The 16,624-nt window shown below is 59.4% G+C and carries 11 protein-coding genes and 1 tRNA gene; 6 read left to right on the top strand and 6 right to left on the bottom strand.

What is annotated here, in order from left to right; translation table 11 throughout:
• From ACP7B0_RS08900 to fhuF, 4 genes are all read left to right on the top strand, one after another.
• The coding region (locus ACP7B0_RS08900; protein WP_426140881.1) for an AMP-binding protein at positions 1-984 on the top strand (984 nt) is incomplete at its 5' end.
• Position 985: 1 nt separating this feature from the next.
• Complete coding sequence (locus ACP7B0_RS08905) at positions 986-5,038, top strand: amino acid adenylation domain-containing protein (RefSeq protein WP_426140883.1); 4,053 nt, start codon at positions 986-988, stop codon at positions 5,036-5,038.
• A gap of 75 nt (positions 5,039-5,113) precedes the next feature.
• Positions 5,114-6,469, top strand: a complete 1,356-nt coding sequence (locus tag ACP7B0_RS08910) for a lysine N(6)-hydroxylase/L-ornithine N(5)-oxygenase family protein (protein ID WP_426140884.1) — start codon at positions 5,114-5,116, stop codon at positions 6,467-6,469.
• Between the two features lie 90 nt (positions 6,470-6,559).
• On the top strand, positions 6,560-7,315 hold the full coding sequence (gene fhuF, locus ACP7B0_RS08915) for a siderophore-iron reductase FhuF (protein ID WP_426140885.1): 756 nt from the start codon (positions 6,560-6,562) through the stop codon (positions 7,313-7,315).
• Positions 7,316-7,484: 169 nt separating this feature from the next.
• Here fhuF and ACP7B0_RS08920 read toward each other — a convergent pair whose 3' ends face one another.
• Positions 7,485-8,252: an ATP-binding cassette domain-containing protein gene (locus tag ACP7B0_RS08920; protein WP_426140887.1), complete on the bottom strand. Its 768-nt coding sequence runs from the start codon at positions 8,250-8,252 to the stop codon at positions 7,485-7,487.
• A 754-nt stretch (positions 8,253-9,006) separates the two neighbouring features.
• Between ACP7B0_RS08920 and ACP7B0_RS08925 the strand changes: the two genes are divergently transcribed.
• Positions 9,007-9,231 carry a hypothetical protein gene (locus ACP7B0_RS08925; protein WP_426140888.1) on the top strand — a complete coding sequence of 75 codons (225 nt, stop codon included), beginning with the start codon at positions 9,007-9,009 and terminating at the stop codon, positions 9,229-9,231.
• 31 nt (positions 9,232-9,262) lie between these two features.
• On the opposite strand, the gene ACP7B0_RS08930 is transcribed toward ACP7B0_RS08925, so the two are convergent.
• The 5 genes from ACP7B0_RS08930 to ACP7B0_RS08950 all read right to left on the bottom strand — a co-directional run bounded on the left by ACP7B0_RS08930 (position 9,263) and on the right by ACP7B0_RS08950 (position 13,835).
• Positions 9,263-9,460 (bottom strand): DNA-binding protein, encoded by a 198-nt coding sequence (locus ACP7B0_RS08930; protein WP_426141536.1) that lies wholly within the window; start codon positions 9,458-9,460, stop codon positions 9,263-9,265.
• Between the two features lie 1,091 nt (positions 9,461-10,551).
• Complete coding sequence (locus ACP7B0_RS08935; protein ID WP_426140889.1) at positions 10,552-11,595, bottom strand: P63C domain-containing protein; 1,044 nt, start codon at positions 11,593-11,595, stop codon at positions 10,552-10,554.
• Between the two features lie 243 nt (positions 11,596-11,838).
• Entirely contained in the window at positions 11,839-12,078 is a 240-nt protein-coding gene (locus tag ACP7B0_RS08940; RefSeq protein WP_426140890.1) for a hypothetical protein, read from the bottom strand.
• Positions 12,079-12,563: 485 nt separating this feature from the next.
• A complete protein-coding gene (locus ACP7B0_RS08945; RefSeq protein ID WP_426140891.1) occupies positions 12,564-13,223 on the bottom strand; it encodes a DUF4145 domain-containing protein in 660 nt (219 codons plus the stop codon).
• Positions 13,224-13,758: 535 nt separating this feature from the next.
• A tRNA-Met gene (locus ACP7B0_RS08950) sits at positions 13,759-13,835 on the bottom strand.
• Between the two features lie 1,683 nt (positions 13,836-15,518).
• On the opposite strand from ACP7B0_RS08950, the gene ACP7B0_RS08955 reads away from it, so the two are divergent.
• The gene (locus ACP7B0_RS08955; RefSeq protein WP_426141537.1) at positions 15,519-16,589 is read left to right on the top strand and encodes a methyl-accepting chemotaxis protein; all 1,071 of its coding nucleotides are present in this window, start codon (positions 15,519-15,521) and stop codon (positions 16,587-16,589) included.
• Positions 16,590-16,624: the final 35 nt, after the last annotated feature.

Consider the following 16,624-nt stretch of genomic DNA (forward strand, 5'->3'; position numbering starts at 1 on the left):
GCCCTGCCTGCGGAATTGCAGCGCCAGGTGTTGTCGCAAACAGCCAGTGAACTGCACAACCTGTACGGCCCGACCGAAGCGGCGATTGATGTCACGTCCTGGGCATGCCGTGAGGACGGTAACAGCGTGCCCATTGGTCGGCCCATCGCTAACACGCAAATCCACATTCTCGATGCCGATCTCAATCCCGTGCCGGTGGGCGTGGCGGGCGAGTTGTACATCGCCGGCGTCAACCTGGCCCGGGGTTATCAGGGACGACCTTCGCTGACGGCTGAACGCTTCGTCGCCAATCCTTACGGCGCCCCCGGCGAGCGCATGTACCGCAGCGGCGACCTGGCGCGTTGGCGTGCCGATGGCGCCATCGACTACCTGGGCCGCATCGACCATCAGGTCAAGCTGCGCGGTCAGCGCATCGAGTTGGGGGAAATTGAAGCGGTGTTGCTCGGTCATGAAACCGTGCGCGAATGCGTGGTCATTGCCCGCGACAATCAACTGCTGGGCTACTGGGTCGGCACCGATGCGGATGAAGCCGCGCTTAAATTTCACCTCGCCCGACACGTTCCTGAATACATGGTGCCGTGGCGCTTGATGCAGTTGGACGTGATGCCGCTCTCGGCCAACGGCAAGCTGGACCGCAAGCAACTGCCGCAACCCGAAGGGCAGGGCTCGCCGAACGGACATGTACCGCCGAGCAGCGATGCCGAACGCGCGTTGGTCGCTATCTGGTCCGAGGTATTGGGCGTGGAGCGGGTCAGCATCACTGACAGTTTCTTCGAGCTGGGCGGGCATTCGCTGAGCGTCATGCAAGTGCGCGCCCAGCTGCAACAACGCCACGGCTGTCACCTGCCGATCAACGCCTTCTTCGATCACGTCACCGTGCAGAAGTTGGCCCAGCAACTGCCGAGCGATTTGTTCGCGGCGGCAGTTGAGCAACGCGAGCGCCTGGATGACATGGCCCGCTGGCTGGATGAATTCGAGGTTTGAGATGAGTATCGATCCGCACCAAATCGCTCGACGTTTCGCTGAGCTGACCCCTGAGCGGCGTCAGGCCTTTCTCGCCAAACTCACTGAAAACGGCATCCGCTTCAGCGACCTGCCCATGGTTGCGCTGCCACGGGCGGACGCTTCGCCGCTGTCCGCCGCCCAGCGAGGCCTTTGGATCGCCTGGCAGCGCGAACCGGACAGCCCGGCCTACAACCTGGCGGGCGTGCTGCGCCTGGGTGGTCTGCTGGATGTTGACGCCCTGGGGCAGGCGTGCAACGACTTGCTCGCCCGTCACGAAGCGTTGCGCACGTCCTTTACCCAGGACGCCGAGGGCGAGCCGCAGCAATGCGTCAATCCCGTGCGGTCCCAGGCGCTGGAGTGCCTGGAAATGGACGAGGAGGCGTCGCGGCAACGGGCCAACGCGTTGACGTGTGAGCCATTCGACCTGCACGCCGGACCGGCGCTGCGCCTGGAGTTGCATCGCCTGGGCCCGCAACAGCATCGGCTGGTCATCGTGCTGCACCATATTCTCGCCGATGGCTGGTCCATCGGCCTCATCATCGAAGACCTGGCCACAGCCTACGCCGCACGCCGCGAGGGACAAGCCGCGCAATGGGCGCCGCTGCCTGTGCAATACGCTGATTACGCCGGTTGGCAACAGCGCTGGCTGGATGCGGGTGAGCAAACCCGGCAACTTGAGTATTGGCGCAAGCAACTTGACGATGACCACACGCCCTTGGCGCTGCCGCTGGACCGCCCACGCAGCGCGGTTCGCGATCCGCGAGGGGCAAACGTGCGAATGCAGTTGCCAGCGGACACCAGCGAGCGTTTGCGCGGCATTGCCAAAGCCAACGGCGCGACCACTTTTATGGTCATGCTGGCGCTGCTCAACCTGTTGCTCGCTCGTCAGAGCGGTGCAGAAAGAGTACGCATCGGCTCGCCGCTGGCCAACCGAACCCGCGCCGAAACACAGCGCGTGGTTGGCTATTTCACCACCCTGAGTGTGCTGAGCAATCGCGTTGACGAGCGGGGCAGTTTTACCGCGCTGCTGAATCAGGTGCGCGGCACCTTGCTTGATGCCCAGGAACATTCCCAGCTGCCATTCGACCAGCTCTTGCAAGCCTTGATGCCACCCCGTCAGGCTGGCACGCATCCGCTGTTTCAGGTCAAGTGCACCGAGCAATCGGCCAGCCGTGCGCAACGCTTCGCCGACCTGTCAATGAGCCTGGACGGGCTGGCGGCGGGCGATGTGCATTTCGACCTGAGTGTGGATTTCACGGATCGCGCCGAAGGCATTGAGGTGCTGATCGCCTACGCGTGCGACCTGTTCGACGTCGAGCGCATCGAGGCATTGGCGGGCAATCTGTCTTCGTTGGCAGAAGCCGTTAGCCTCGCACCGGGCCAGCCGCTGCTGGAGCTCGTCGTCGAACCTGAGCACAGCGCCGATGCTCCGGCAATCGCGGCGGAAGACGTGCTTGTTGGCTGGCAGCGCCAGCATCGCCTTGACCCGGACGCCGCAGCGCTGACCTGCAACGGCATGACCTTCAGTCGGGCGCAAATCGATCACGCCGCCCAGGCCCTGGGTCAGCACCTGCTGGCCCGTGGCATCGGTCCCGGTGCTCGCGTCGCGTTGCTGACCGGACGCACGCCTGGGCTGGTGACCGGCATCCTGGCGGTGCTCAAGTGTGGCGCCGCCTATGTGCCTATTGACCCACGCTGGCCGGCCGAACGCCGTGCGGCCGTGTTGGCGGACAGCGGCGCATGCCTGGTGCTGGGTGCCGATCCCCAGGTGCCAGGCCTGGACTGGCTGGCGCTGGATCAGCCGATGCCTGCGCAGCAGGTCCCCTGGCCGGCTCAGGTGTCGCCGTTACCGGCGTACTTGATCTACACCTCCGGCTCCAGCGGCACGCCCAAAGCCGTCGTCGCCAGCCGTGGCAATCTGGCTGCGTATGTCGCCGGGCTGAGCCAGCGGCTGCAATTGCCTGCGCACAGCAGCTTCGCCATGGTGTCGACGGTGGCCGCCGACCTCGGTCACACCGTGCTGTTTGTCGCCTTGAGCCAGGGTGGCGTGCTGCACCTGGCCGGCGATGAGCATGCCTTTGACCCGGACGCTTTTGCCCAGTGGCAAGGCGAGCAGGGTGCCGACGTGCTGAAAATCACCCCCAGTCATTTGCAGGCGTTACTCAACGCCCGGGAAGCGGCGCGGGTCCTGCCACGGCACACTTTGATTCTTGGCGGCGAAGCCACGTCCTGGCGGCTGCTCGATGACATTCGCACGCTTGCCCCGCACTTACAGGTTTTCAACCACTATGGCCCCACCGAGACCACGGTGGGCGCGCTGTGTCAGGAGGCCGCGAGTGCCGACCGCCGGCGCGCCAGAACCTTGCCCATCGGCACCCCGCTGGCAGGCGTTCAGGCTCGCGTTCTGGATGGCTATCTGAATCCGGTGGCTAATGGCGTGGTCGGCGAGCTGTACCTGGGCGGTCCGGGCGTCACTCAGGGTTATTCAGGCCGACCGGGCCTGACTGCCGAACGCTACGTGCCGGACCCGTACGGCGCGCCAGGTGCGCGGCTTTATCGCAGCGGTGATCGCGTGCGCCGCCTGGACGATGGCAGCCTGGAATACATGGGTCGCAGCGATGATCAGGTGAAAATCCGTGGCTACCGGGTCGAGCCGGGCGAAGTCAGCGCCGCGATTCGCCGCCTGGCGGGAGTGCGCGACGCGGCCGTCATCGCCTTGCCGGGCGAAGACGGCGGCGACCAGTTGCATGCCTATCTGGTGCTGGAGACCGGGACCGGCGTGGACATCCTGCGTCAATCCCTGGCGATCCAATTGCCGGACGCCTTGGTGCCGTCTCACTGGACCGTGCTGGAGCGATTGCCACTGACCCCCAATGGCAAGCTTGACCGTCGCGCCCTGCCGACGGTGCAGAAGGTCCAGCCGGTAAGCGAAGGACCACGCGGCCCGGTGGAACAGGCACTGGCGCAGCTGTGGAGCGACCTGTTGGGGCGCAGCGATATTTCCCGCGAGGCATCGTTTGGCGAACTGGGCGGTGACTCGCTGCTCAGCCTCAAGTTACTGGCACGCATCCGCAAGCAGGGCCTGCAAGGGGAGCGCAAGCTGACCCTGGCCGACCTGCTCAATGCCCCGAGCCTCGCCGCCCTGGCCGAACGGCTGACACCACCGCCAGTGGCCGACCCGGAGGTGGTGTTCCTGTCGCGTTCGGGGCACGGCGTGCCGTTGTTCTGTCTGCCGGGGCTGATCGTCAACAGCAGCGAATTCAAGCCGCTGGTGGAGGCCCTGGACGGCCAGCGGCCGGTGTATGGCTTTGTCAGTCATGTCTATACCGAACAACGCTGGCGTGGTTATGACGTGCCCGCGCTGGCTGGCGAATACGCGGACTACATTGCCCGCACCGTCAAGGGCGGGCGTTGCGCCTTGCTCGGCTGGTCGTCCGGGGGCGAGTTGGCTCTGGAGACCGCGCGCTTGCTGCAAGGGCGCGCCCAAGTGGATTTCCTGGGTTTGGTGGATGTGTTCGAGTCGGTGCCATTCCATCCGCAGCAGCAGCTCGACGAGGGCACGCGCGCCCAGGCGCAGCCGTTGCTGGAAAGCTGGCTGGCCCGCTCGGCCATGGCCGCCCGCTGGCGTGGGTTATTCGCGCTGATGGACGACCGTGAGCGCGACGCCCTGGCTGAACATGTGCTGGCTCACGGCGGGCAATTGCCCTGCGACGGACCGGATTTACTGTCTCGGGAATTCGAACAGTGGGCGTTGCTCGACAAGCGACTGAAAGCGGCCCGTCATGGGCACGCGCCATTGGCGATCAATGCCCACGTCTGGCAGGCCGACGACTCTCTGACCCGCAGCGAGCGTCTGCGCGACTGGCGTGCTTTGGTCAATGTCGTCCAGCAACACTGTGTGGCGGACGCACACCATCTGGACATCATCCGCCATCCGGGCTTCATGGCCGATCTGGCGCAGGCCTTGGCGGCCCTCGAAGCAGGTAAGCGACCAGAGGGCGCTAAATTCGTCGAGGCGGCGAGCGTCTTCTAAGAACACGTTATCCGGCGGCTGGACACGACGATCCGGCCACCGCTCTTTCACCCCCTTCTGGAAGGAATCGGTCACATGACACAGCACCTTACCCCGACGGCTCCCCACGACCTGATCGGCATCGGCTTCGGCCCTTCCAACCTGGCCCTGGCCATTGCCTTGCAAGAGCGCGCGGAGCAGAGTGGCAAGGCTTTTGACGCGCTATTCCTGGAACGCCAGCCGGACTACAACTGGCATGGCAACACCCTGGTCGCCCAGAGTGAGCTGCAGATTTCCTTCCTCAAGGATTTGGTGACCCTGCGCAATCCGTCCAGCCGCTTCTCTTTCGTCAACTACCTCAAGGCCCACGGCCGTCTGGTGGACTTCATCAATCTGGGCACTTTTTACCCGTGCCGTATGGAGTACAACGATTACCTGCGCTGGGTCGCCCTGCAATTTGCAGAGCAGAGCCGCTATGGCGAACAGGTACTGCGGGTCGAGCCGGTGGTGGAAACGGGCGGTCGGGTGCAGCGTCTGAATGTGATCAGCCAGGACCTGCAAGGCCGCGAAGTGATTCGCCAGACCCGTTCGGTGATCGTCAGCACCGGCGGCACGCCGAAGATTCCCCAAGTGTTTGCGGGCTTCAAGGACGACCCGAGGGTGTTCCACCATGCCCGCTACCTGTCGGCCATGGCCGCTCAGGCGTGCGCCCGTGGCGAGCCGATGCGCATTGCCGTGGTCGGTGCCGGGCAGAGCGCGGCGGAAGCGTTTATCGACCTCAATGACAGCTATCCGAACGTGCAGGTTGACATGATCCTGCGCGCCGCTGTGCTCAAGCCGGCCGACGACAGCCCGTTCGTCAACGAAATTTTCGGCCCGGACTACACCGATCTTGTTTTCAACCAGCCGGAGACAGAGCGCGAGCGGCTGATCCGCGAGTACCACAACACCAACTACTCGGTGGTGGACCTGGGTTTGATCGAGCGCATCTACGCCATCCTCTACCGTCAGAAAGTCTCCGGCATCGACCGTCACGGCTTCCTTTGCCGACGCATGATCGAAAGCGCCAGTGATGTCGATGGCCGTGTGCAATTGCAACTGCGCGACCTCGCCACCGGCAGCACCGAGGCGCGGCGCTACGACGCGGTGATCCTGGCGACCGGCTACGAACGTCGTTCGCATCGCGAACTGCTCGCCCCGCTCAAGGACTATCTGGAAGACTTCCGGGTCGATCGCGACTACCAGCTGCTGGCGCGCCCGGAACTGGAAACGCCGGTCTTTATCCAGGGCTTTAGCCAGCATTCCCATGGCCTGAGCGACACGCTGTTGTCGGTGCTGCCGGCCCGTTCCGGGGAGATTGCCGCCGCTCTGGAACAGCGGCTGGACGGCATTCGCCAGCCTCGTCCGGTGTACGAAGCGCACCGCGTGGGCGGTCGAAGCGTCTCGGCCTGATGGCTGAATATCGGCGGCTGTTCGGGTATGCTGGGTGAATGATGCTGTTTCTCATTTACCCATTTCCATGACCAAAGGTGCCAAGGGCTGATGATCGACGTGCTTGCACCGCTGTATCGCGGTGATTTCGAGGCCTACCGCGACGTGTTGGTGCTGGCCGACGATCCGCGTCCGGCCACCCCTTACGACAGGCTATTGACGCCTGCAGCCTTTGGCGACTTGCAAAGCCGTTTCGGCGCGCGCTACAGCGGCGACGACCGCCGTGCTCTGGTGTCCTTGTGGGCCAAGCACTACATCGTCAAGCTGCTGCCGCCCGTGCTGGGGGCCACCTTGTTGCTGCGCTGGCGTTTGCCATTGGCCCTGGCCGACACCGCCCTGGTGCTGGACGAGGGGCACTTGCCTCAGGCGTTTCACCTGATCGGTAAAGGCGAGCCGTTCGCGGCCGATGTGAGCGATCCGTTCGAACTGTTCTCAGGCTTGCTGGACGATCATTTGCAGCCGTTATTCCAAGCCATGGCCAGTCAGGTGAAGCTCTCGCCCAAGGTGCTGTGGAGCAATGCCGGCAACTATTTCGAAAATCTGCTTAACCTGATGGCCAAGGCGGGCATGCCCGCCGAACGCTTGGCCCCGGGACGCCTCTTGCTGGAATCCAGGACCCGCCCCGACGGCACCCGCAATCCACTTTTCCAGCCGGTGCAGTACTTGCCCGTCCACGATGAACACGGCCAGCCCACCTTGCGCCGCGAGCGCAAGGTCTGCTGTGTGCGCTATTTGCTGCCCGAGCTTGAGCTGTGCGGCAACTGCCCCCTGAAGGTCAAACCACCCGGCAAACTGGCGTGTGTCTGAGAGACGAAGGGGGGATGTGTACCGACTGTGCGCGAAGCGAATGGTGTTTGTAGGGGGGGGGCCGGCTTTAGCCAGGAAGGCTGCATTCCTGCCGACCGGATACATCGAATGTACCTGACTCTCCCCGGCTAAAGCCTGTCCCACGGGTTGAACTACCCGATGGGACACCTCAGTAGTGAAAACTGATCGCCGATCCATCGCGCGGGTGCGGCATGACGCCCATGCTGATGCCGTAGATGGACTCCAGCACTTCACTGTTCATCAGGTCCGCCGGTGGGCCCTGGATCAGCAATCGGCCGCTGTGCAGTGCCACCAGATGGTCGCAGTAACGCGCAGCCATGTTGATTTCATGCAGCACCACGACCACGCCCAGGTCCAGCTTGTGGCTCAATTCGCGAATCAACCCCAGCACCTCGACCTGATGAGCAATGTCCAATGCCGAGGTCGGTTCGTCGAGCAGCAGATAGCGGCTGTTCTGTGCCAGCAGCATGGCCAGCCAGACCCGCTGGCGTTCGCCGCCGGAGAGGTTGTCCACCAGGCGGTCGGCATAGGCGGTGGTGTGAGTCAGTTCCAGAGCCTGTTCGACCTGCGTGTGATCCTGCTCGCTCAAACGCCCCAGGGCGCCATGCCACGGGTAGCGGCCAAAACGCACCAGTTCGCGCACGGTGAGGCCGTCGGCAGCGGGCAGTTGTTGCGGCAAGTAGGCCACCTGCCGTGCGAACTCGCGGTTTTTCCAGGCCGACAACGGCACACCATCGAGTTTTACCGTCCCTTGGCTCGCGACTTGTTGGCGGGCCAGCAACTTGATGAGGGTCGATTTTCCTGAGCCGTTATGCCCGATCAAGCCGGTGATCTGACCATGGTTCAGGGTCAGGTCCAGCGGGTGCAGGAGGGTGCGCTCGGGGATGTCGAAAGAGACGGCCTGCAACTCGAACATGGAAAGGTCCTAGGGTAAAAGACGCTAATTTAGAGCAAACAAGAAGCATTATCAAAGGTTGCGTGGCGCGACTCAGTGCAGATGGCGCGTCACGGCGCCTGCGTGCAGTCTTTGCCTTCGCCCAGTCGGGATCTCCAGGTGCCGAACTCGTCAGTCGGCGATGGGAAGGATGCGGGTAGATCGGGGGATACACTAGGGGATACACGGTGCCGTCTGCTGGGATGGTTTTATCGTATCTAGCTACTCTCCAGAGGTCCGGTATAGGCGCTTGGATTGGGAGCTGGGTTCCGATGAACGGTCACTCCAATGGAGCTGGACTTCCAGCATCTGCCTTCATCCCAATCGATTGATTAGGCCTGCGTGCTGAGTCGCGTTTGCGCAGATCGCCTGCCGAAGATTTCCCCCTCTGCACCCAGACCTCGTAACCCTCCACGTCGATCAAAACCCGGCCATCTGGCGCATGGCACCAAACCTGTCCTTTCAGCCACACGTCGCCCTGAATCTTTGAGCGCACAGCGGCCTCGCTGTATCCCGACTCGCTAGAGAACTTTCTGATTGTCAGGTAGCGCATCGTTCATCTCGCTTTGACGTGTACGTTTTGTTAACGCCAGTGCCAGGCTGCTCTGTAGCTTTCGTGATGCTGATGAGGGTCATAAGTGAACCTCCGACTGCTGGCGTCGAGCCGACCAGTACTCGCGAATGAAACCTAGATCAATCAGACTAGACCATCATTTAGAGATAGCCGGAGTCGAGCATGGGTATATCAGTGAGCTATAAAATTGGAGAGATGACGCATTTTTTAGATATGGCGGGTTCTGTGCCATCCGATTCACTAAGCCTGAAGAAGCTGGTTGCGCAGCATCTTGGAGCGGACGATTCTCCAGCGACCGTGGATGAGCCGGATCTTACGCCTGAGCAGTTCGTCGACGCCCGTCTATCCCATGCCGGCGTCACCGATTTCCAAATTCATCGTCAGTAACCTTATGTTTGAGGTATCGGCCAATTCGCACTCAGAGCTGGCCTCCCATCCATTCCTCAATCGCTGAACGGCAATAGACGATTACATTTGCCGGATCGGTGCGCCAGTGCTTTCCCTCCAGCCAAACACCCCTGGACCGATATTTGCGGGCCGCCTCAATGCTGATCCCGAATACATAAGGCAAGAGCGCGCCTCTGAACCATTTTCCCGGAAAGGACTGTTGGGCTATTGGCTCACTCGCGCGGAGCCCATCGCGCTTTGTTGAGTGGTCCACTTCCACCCACTGCGAAAGATCCTGAATGGCGTCGGCAAGAGCTGACTGTTTTTCAGAGACCGCGCTGAGTAGCTGGGGAAGTGTTCTAGCTCGCTTCATGCGACAGCCCCTTCAAAAGGACGACGTAGCCTTGCAACTAATAACTCAGTTCCCGGGAGGGCTCAGTACCAAGGACTGATCAATCATCAGGATCTGAGGGCTCTTCAGGCCTCCGTCGCTCGACCAGATCAACCAGGCTGGCGCGAATCGAATCAGAATTGTCTTCGAAGACCTTCAGATAGCTGCGGATGCTGTCGGACGTCACAGTCGATCCGCGCTGCTCAATCCAGACGCGAACCTCGTCAATGGCTGACACCAGGGCGTTTATGTTCTGGTTGAGGCGAGAGAGTAGGGGGTTGGGTCATCCGGTAGGGACATGGCGTTTCCTCCATAGAAGAGGAAAGCGTAGCAGTGATGAACAGCTTACCGTTCGTAGGAAAGCCCTTACAACCATTGAGACCGTACTAGCCTTTCGAGGGGGGCCAATCTCAACAACAAAAGGGCTTCGAAGCATGAATATCCCAATGATACTAACTGTCGCTGTCGCCACATTCGTCGCGGGCTGCGCTTCCGATGCAGGGCACTCACCTGCACCGCCAGGAGCGACATCTCTAACGGGAAGCCAGATACCAGAGGCGCTTAACGGCAAGACGCTCAAGGGTACGACTTGGCAGAAAAAGCCGTTCACGATGAAATTTCACCCTGACGGAACAGAAATATTCCAAGAGTCCGGTGAGACTGCGAAGAGTGAGCGATGGGTAGTGAAGGGAAACCAGGTCTGCGTGTCTAGCCCTACCTACCCTGAGGAATGCAGTGAAGTGAAGGTCTCCGGGCAGGAGCTCTGGTTTATCATCCCTGGTACCCAAAAAACACGAAACCGCATGATCCTGGAGTAGGGGATCATTAAAAGGCATGGGTGCGGACTCTGGCAAGCGGCAGCTCTAAGAATAGCCTGGCAAATTGCAGGCAATAAAAAGCCCGGCGCTTGGCCGGGCCTGGGGTGGCTTTTAAATACCTTCGCCAGAGTCCGATTCGAGCTCCAAGGGGAGTGATAACGTCATTTCGAAAGGGGGAAGGATCCTGTCGAGCTTGTCTTTAAAATCTTGCCAGTTCACGCTTAATTGCATCACCGTAACCACTTTTAGCAGAAGCTCTTTGAGGCGGGGGTCGCCAACATCGGGCGTCAGGAGTCGATGGAGTTGATGCGTGGGACGGCCTTCCGAGTTGCGCTTGACCTTTTCCTTAAGGTCTTGCCAGACCCCCGGTGCCAAGCGGCGGTAGACTACGTCATTAGTTAGATGGCCGAAGTAGGGAGGCCTTTTAACAGAAGTGGAGTTAAAGGGAAGTCCCCTGAGCCTGAACATCTCCTCATAGAACTCTGCCGGGAATTTGCTCACGTAGGGCTGCATTTCCTTTGCGACAAAAGCTTCAAGGATTTTAGCCAGAGCATCCCTTGCCCGATCTTTTTGGTAGCCTGTGGCTTCGTCCACTAGAGCAACAATGCCTACTCGTGCGAAGCCCCTAATGAGCGCCTCGCATTGCTTGGCGAGTCCAGCTTGCCTATCACTCAAGGATCCTGCTGATCGCGCTGCCAGAACAGCCTCGCAAAGATCCGCAAGCACTGTAGCCGGGTAACCGTATGCGGACCTGCCTCCATGGGGAGGGCGGAAGCGGATTGGATTTTTGATCACCTCCGTTAACTCACTGTTAATTAGGCCATTTCCCTCCAAAGACTTAGCCAAAACAGTCAATCGATCATCGCCGCTTCTCGTAGAGCCTTTTGTCATACCCAGGCCAAGCAACAAGCCACTTTGAGAGATGACTCGCGTCTCATCTTCGAGAACGTAACATGCCATTTCAACATCGCCGATCTTCAGCGGACGATCTGAAGATCCGTGTGTAACCTTTGGAAGCTGTGCGACTTCTTGCTTAGCTTGTGCGCCACTTTTTGCGATTTCTGATCTGCGATCAGGCGTAAGCTTGGCTGCGCGTGCTACTCCTCCTTTTGCCTTCCCAGTAGGAGGTTTTGCGCCAGGTATCTTCTTGGTCATAATGCAAGCTCATGTGGGAATTTGCTTACATTAGCCCCGATGGTGATCATTATGCAAGCTGAAATAAATAGAGGCGGTGCACTGGCGTGAAATTATTTAGTAGTGCATGGCTATGCTGAAATGATTTTCAGGCTCTATGGTAAAGCCTTATCCTGCACAACCTTCACCTCATCAGCTCGCACCATAGAAGTGGTTCCCTGTCGCTTCGACTAGATATCCGCGCGCCTCACGAGATAGCCCGACCTACTCACCCCTCTCCCGCACAATCCGCCCCGCACCCACTTCTTCCGCATACCCATCCAGCTTGTCCTCTACCGCCTGGAGCACACCGGCAATCTTCAGCAGCGCCCAGGCGTCAGGCTCATTGCCTGCAAAACTAAGACGTTCCGCTATCCGCATCAGGTCAACGGCAGACCACTTCATATCCGCCGCCGAACTGGTCAGGTCACGCTTGAGCTGTTGGTTGGGTTTGTTGAGTGCCATGTTGCCTCCTGCAAGTCATCATCACCACTGGAGATCAAGCCGGCTGTCCATTCCACACGTACAGGACGCGAGCCAGGATGTACTCGCGGCTGTGAGTCTAATGAAATGAAGCTGGCAACTGGCTATCGGTGGAATATAACAAGGCTGTAATCCGTCCGCGCAGGCATTTTCGGATGGCAGCAGCCAAACGCTTCTGATCTGCTTCATTTGTCCCAGGTGATCGGCCTTAGCCAAATGGTCGCTCTGTGAGGTACCCGATAGGGTACCTATCTTGCCCTACCCTATACCGCGACGCTCATAAGCCGTTCACGGGTATATTCCGCAGTCGTTGTTCTCGCGTTTTTCTACCGTTGCCCCAGGGTGGCTTCCAATTTGAGGAGGCCGGGAAAGTTTTTTGTCTTTCCCCACCCCACAATAGGGCCTGAGATCAGGCGTGGACACATGAAAAATATGCGCAGTTTGAGCTGATCTCTTTGCAGTGTTCATCACTGAAGCGTTGTCGTGAGAAAGCGCTCAACGTCGTTGATCATCCCCTTGACATCGTCGGGGTTGAATTCGTCCTTGTTACCGTGAGCGGCGCTATTACGTATAGCAGCCATCGCGGTGATGCGTTTCTGTTGAAGCGAGTTATAGGCGCCAGCCTTGGTTAAGTCATCATTCATTCTGTTGAGGGTGGTGTGGCCGATGTCATGCTCTGTACACAGATTTCTCAGGCTCGTCTCCAAAACGACGCCCGCGATGACTGCGGCCGACGACGCATATCCCGCGGACAGCAGCTCGCTGGCCTGTTCAAGCTCGCTCCCGAATACTTCCGCCTGAACCAGATTGCGGACGGTGTTGAGGTATCCACCCTCATAGTCTTCTTTAGCGGCTAAAAAGACCTCCTTGACTCGACACAGTGTCTCGAAATCGTTCGAGTACATGGTTAGCTTTTCCGCCTCGATAAACGCTGTCAGGTGCAGGGATTTTTCTCCGCACGCATTGGACAGAAGTGACTTTGCCTTTACCCCCCAGCCGAGGAGAGAATTTGAGTCGATGTACGGATAAGACCCCATCATCTCGCTATTTTTCATCATCTTGGTGGCCTCAAGGGCCAATATCTGCGCCTCAAGCTCAGTAAAGCGTCGCTCGAACAGCTTCGTCATTCCGGATTCCTTTTCCTGGCTGGGGACAATTCCCGCGCTGATAGTCACCGGGCAGTGCGGCGTTGGCAATGGGCGCTGATGGCAACTCCAGCAGAGCCGTACCAACTTCTACAACGGGACGTCCCCCACCACCGGAGGAGGTTAGGCCTTTTGATTCCTGTCATCGCCAGTAGCTCATCCATGCGGATGATTATTGTCGAGGGGTCGTGCTTGTGTTGAGTGTGCATATCTGTTCACCGATGTGGATAACGTCGGCGTCAGATTCGTTTAGAGGAGATAGATGAGGAAGACAGGTCTGCGCGCAGACACCGGTGGATGGGGGACGTTATCGGAAAGGGGGCGACGTTTTATCTCGGAGCGCTTCATTTGGGCTTGTATCCCCTCGGTTCAATTAGCTGTCGAGGATGCACAGGGGATACACGGAGGGAAGATATTGGGGGATACAGGGAGAGATAGCCAGAAACAAGAAAGCCCGCACGAGGCGGGCTTCTTGAGGTGATTCATAGACTGCTGTAGACATCTATGGATCGGTACTTGGTGGCTACACAGGGACTTGAACCCCGGACCCCAGCATTATGAATGCTATGCTCTAACCAACTGAGCTATGTAGCCAAGTGGCGCGCATTATTCTCGGAGAACGAACATGTGTCAAGCGTTGTTCTGAAAAATTTATGCGTGCGATCAACCGGTTAGGAATTTCCCCTGACTCTTGCGGGGTGCTGGTTGGCGCGCTGGCCAGTGTTACGCAGCGTCCAGCATCCCTTAGGGGCCATTGATTATTCATTTTTGCGCTGCTCACGTAGCAAGGCGTTGATGATTTTCGGCCCCTCTTGCAGGTCTTCCAGGTTGAACGCCATGCAGCGGTACGCCTTCTGAAGGTCGTTCAGCACTTCATCAGGCCATTTTTTCCAGAAGAGTATTGAATGTTTCTGTTGGAAACCGGGTTCTGGGCCATCGGGTTGGGATGCCACACTACTAAGGGCGGACGGTCACCGGCCATTTGGCTTCTCCCCGGGCTTAAAATGTAAAAGCGTAACCATCGTTGGCGTATTTTTGAAGTTCTTGATGGAAATGGCGAGTTTCCCTGCTTTGCTCGGGCTTCAGGTCTTACGGTCTGAATTTTGCTTGTGTATTGGACATTGCTGGATACCTACACGCCTTGCGTGTGGCCAGACGTTACTCGTCGCGCAAACGCGGTGGCTATCGTAATTCAATCAATAACATGGCATTTTGCCTCTAATGAATTTTCAGTCAGGCATTTGCCACGGCAGCGCCGTGTTTGCAGAGCGTCCAGGGGAGTAGTCGGGCATGTACAGTGTGTTGTCGCCGGGGATGCGTTTGCTAGGACGCTTCCGTTTTGCTCGCAAGTTTCAGGTGTTGTTCCTGTTGTTCATGCTGCCGCTGGTGGGCAGCTTGTGGATGATCGGCCAGGACTATCGCACCAGGCTTGCTGTGATATCGGGCGAGCGCTCAGGTGTTCGCCAGTTATTGGCGCTGGACGTGCTGGATATTGAGCTCTCAGGCCAGCGCGATAACGCTGCACGCTGGAAGGCGGCCGATATCCTTCGCGAGCCGACGCCTGCTGCCAAGGCTGCGATGGCGGCCATGGATGCTGCAAACCCACGTATCGCACAAGCGCTTGAAGCGTTGAGGGTCACGCTGGAGCGGGAAGGGGCGGGTGGCGATGCCTTGAAGCGTTATGAAACGCTCAAGGCTTCGTTGACCGGCCTGGACATCGCTTCGTTGCGCACGGTCGGTTGGTGGCCAGACGGCTACGACCGTTTCACCAAAGCCCTGAGCGATGCTCAGGCATTGCGCGAGCAAATCGCTACAGACAGCGGCCTGATTCTCGACCCTTGGCTGGAAACCTACTTGTTGATGCAAATGTCGACCGGGCAGGTGCCGGAGCTGATCGAGCGTATCGGACGCCTGGCAAGTGTCGGGCAAACGTCGGTGGTCACCGGGCAGTTCAGTCTGCAAAGCCGCCTGCAGGTCCGCGAACTGCGTGGACGAATCAGTGATGCCCGTGAGCAATTGCTCAAGACGGGCACGTTGTTACAAGCCAAGCTGCCGTCGCAATTGCAATCCTGGTCTGACGAATACAGTGCCAGCATGCAGGTGCTGGATACCGAGCTCAAGGTGCTTGATGAGGGTGTTTTCGGTTCCAGTATCAAGCTGGACGCGCCTGCCTTTGAGCGCAGTGTGGATGCATTGTTGAATAACCTGGCGGCGTTGCGTAATCACTCCCTCAACAGTCTGGATGCGCGTCTGGCTTTTTATCGCGACCAATCCAACATGCAATTCATCCCCATCGGCGTGTGCTTTGGCTTGTTGCTGTTAGCAGGGCTTTATCTGTTTGCGTGTTTGCAGGCTTCGATTCGGCGCAGTGCCAGCGGCATCACGACCCTGGCGGAGTCCTTGCGTGATGGCAATCTGTGCGTCCAGGTGAAGGTCGAAGGCCGGGACGAGCTGGCGGCGATCAGTTCTGCACTCAACGTGGCGGTTGTGCAGTTGCGCACAAGCCTGCTGGGGGTCAATCACGAAACGTTGCAACTGGGGCAAGCCGTAAGGATTCTCAATACCCAGTCCAGTGGCACGCTCAATGAGGTCGAGGAGCAGCAGCACCAGATCAGCCAGATCGCCGCTGCGGCCACTGAGCTGGCGGCGACGTCTCAAGGTGTGGCCAGAAGTTGTGAACAGGCTTCCGACAGCGCCCGTCAGACGCGCAGGATCGCCGAAGAAAGCAGCCGCGACAGCCTGCGCACCACGGACAGCATCCAGCAGCTCAATCAGCGGTTGACCGATACCGCCTCTGCCTTGCAGCGGGTAAGCGAACAAGGCCAGCAGATTCAATCAGTGGTGGATGTCATTCGCGGCATCGCCGATCAGACCAATCTGCTGGCGCTCAATGCCGCCATCGAAGCGGCGCGCGCGGGTGAACAGGGCCGTGGTTTTGCGGTGGTGGCGGACGAAGTGCGCAGCCTGTCGCAACGTACCCAGGCCTCTACCGCGCAAATCGCCGGGACGGTCGACAGCTTGCGCTCGACGGTGAGCCAGGCGGTCGGGCTGATGGAGGCCGCGTGTGGTCAAGCCATTAACGATGCCGAATCAGTGACGGGGTTGGGTCAGCGGCTGGTGGAAATCGCCAGTGCGGTACAGGGCGTCACCGACACCCTGGCGCAGATTTCCACGGCAGTGGAAGAGCAGGCAAGCACGGCCGATGAAGTCAGCGGCAATATTCAGCAGGTCGATCAGGCGGCGGGTCGCTTGTTGGATGGCGCACGCGCCGTGAATCACGCGGCAGATACCTTGAGCCAAGGCAGCAAGGCCCTGAGCGATAACACGGCGCGGTTCCGGCTGGATTGATCGCCAACACAATCATCTGGCCCCGGATGGTTTTT

This window comes from Pseudomonas sp. DWP3-1-2 (genome assembly GCF_049896285.1).
GTDB lineage: Bacteria > Pseudomonadota > Gammaproteobacteria > Pseudomonadales > Pseudomonadaceae > Aquipseudomonas.